Origin of the sequence: Streptosporangium sp. NPDC020145, assembly GCF_040631275.1 — a bacterium.
Taxonomy (GTDB): domain Bacteria; phylum Actinomycetota; class Actinomycetes; order Streptosporangiales; family Streptosporangiaceae; genus Streptosporangium.
On sequence record NZ_JBEXZT010000070.1, the window covers coordinates 1 to 2,240 of the forward strand.

Consider the following 2,240-nt stretch of genomic DNA (forward strand, 5'->3'; position numbering starts at 1 on the left):
CTCTCCCCGCCGGAAGGGGCTCTGCCCCTCCCAGGTCCCTCCCCGCTGGGAGGGGACACCCCTCCCTAGGCCCACCCCGGGCGGCATCGCTGGCGCTCGCCGCGATCGCGTCGCCGCCGCTCGGTGATTCACTTCCCCGCCGCACCCGGCCAGGGCTCCCGGGCGCGCATCCGTGCGGCATCGGCCCGGCGGGACCGGGACACGGACTGCGCGCGGCGCCTTCGGCGCCGTGCTCGCCGCGCCCGTCCCGCCGGGCCTCGCCTCCCGTCGCGGACCCGCACCGCCCCAGCCAGGCACGGCGATGGAGGGTTTCTTCACCGGCGCCGCCGAGCGATCCAAAGAAGGTACAAGGTCAACAACAGAAACATGTGATCAAACGTGTTGTCATGCGCTCAACAACACACACGCCGACATACTTAAATTTTTTCTGTCGCACTATGACTAACCAGGCCAAACACCCACCGCGGACACCATCACGACACACAAAATCTCCGGCTAACGGCTCACCGATCACGAAGAAGGCTCAAGACGACGACCGAGAAGTTCGCGATCGCAGCCCGGGATGCGTAGGGCGGCAAAGGTGGGGTGGGGTGGGGTTTGCTGGGAGGGTGGGCGCGCCCATGAGTGATCACACAGTGTTGCCGATTAGATTCGTATTGTAGTGATCATTGAGCGGGGGGATGCTTCACCCATGTCCATCATCAAGGCCGGTCGGTCCTACCGGATCCAGAACGCGTACAACCGCTTCTACCTCAACGCCGGCTCCGCAGCCACGCAGAGCGGCATATATCTGACCCAGGAGCCCATGAAGGGCGAAGGGGCGGAGCATGACACGAAGATCTGGCATGTCTTCCCCCTGGACAACGAGTTCCACCTGTTCGCGAACAAGAACAGCGGCCTCGTCATGAAGATCCGCGACGACAGCGTCAAGCCGAAGGAGTGGGCGTGGCAGCAGGAACTGAACTCGCCCGATCGGGCCCCGAGTCAGACCTGGCTCGCTGAGCACGTCTCCGATAACACCTACCGGGTGCGCAACCAGAACAGTCAACTCTCCCTGAGCATCCCGAATTTCTCCTTGACAAAAGGGACGATAGTCGCGCAGCTCCCAGAGGACGACACAGCCAACGTTAAGTGGTGGCAGTGGGTGTTCGAGGTCGAGGACGAGTTCGAGCGCGTGCTGAACCTGCCCACCTTCGAAGGAGTGGGTATCGGTGACATCCACCGGCTGACCGGCTTTGAGCACCTGGAGGAGAACACCACCGATCCCGTCGAGGTCGCCAACTTCGCCTACCCGTTCCCCCTCATCACCGACCAGGCATACGACCGGCAGCGCCAGGCACAGCGGAACCCGTACTACATCCTGCGCAAGTACGGCTACTGGAAGCGCGTCTACCAGTACGAGCACGGAGGCGCCTCGGAGTACACAGAGAAGCAGAAGGCCCACGTCGGCCTTACGAGCCTCAACTCCACGCAGGTGGAGGAGACCACCAGCACATCGGTGAGTGCCGAAGCGTCGTTCGGGTTCAAGGGGTTCGCCTCCTCCATCAGCGAGACTTTCGCCAAGCAGATGAAGGTGACCACCACCAACCAGGAGATCACAGAGACCTGGGCAGAGCGGGAGATCATCCGCACCTACCCCCACGGCACCAAAGTCTCCGAGGCGGTCTGGTACCGCCAGGACGATTACGTCCTGGAACGCCTCGACGGGACCATGCTCATCAAGTGGACCGTCAGCGACGAAACCAAGTCCATCTCCGACGCCTGGCCACCGCAGGCCGCGAAGGAACTTGAGCAGTACCGATCACGCCTGACCTGAACAACCAACGACCACGGACTGAGTCAGGGTGGGCTCAAGGCTCTCAAAGTTGTGGCCAGGGGCAAAGCAGAGGGCCGACCGGGCAGAACATGCATTCTGCCCGGTCACCGGAACCGCATCATCCCGGGCCGTGGCCCTGACTCCGATCGCTCCGCCGATCCGATCCCCGATACCGGCTCGGGACAGGCCACCGAAGTCCGGCTCTGACGAGCGGTATGGCCCCAAACCCAGAGACAACGTGCGCCCCCAAACCTCAAACCGAGGGGACTCCGACTCCGGGAAGGAGGAGCGCAAACGCGCGGGTAGTAGCGATGGCTGAGGAGGGCCGGTCTTCCCGTCCGCCGACGCCCCCCAAAAGCGGAGCGGAGTCGGGGCAGGGGGTCAAGGTCGTTCGTCCAGTAGGGCGCTCCACCTTGACCCCCTG

1 protein-coding gene is annotated in these 2,240 nt (G+C 63.7%); it reads left to right on the top strand.

Annotated features, from left to right (window positions below):
- Window positions 1–691 precede the first annotated feature (691 nt).
- Complete coding sequence (locus ABZ463_RS41565; protein WP_362785731.1) at window positions 692–1,816, top strand: RICIN domain-containing protein; 1,125 nt, start codon at window positions 692–694, stop codon at window positions 1,814–1,816.
- Window positions 1,817–2,240: the final 424 nt, after the last annotated feature.

Coding starts and splice junctions, on each gene's coding strand:
- ABZ463_RS41565 (WP_362785731.1), top strand. CDS start 692: ATGTCCATCATCAAGGCCGGTCGGTCCTACCGGATCCAGAACGCGTAC.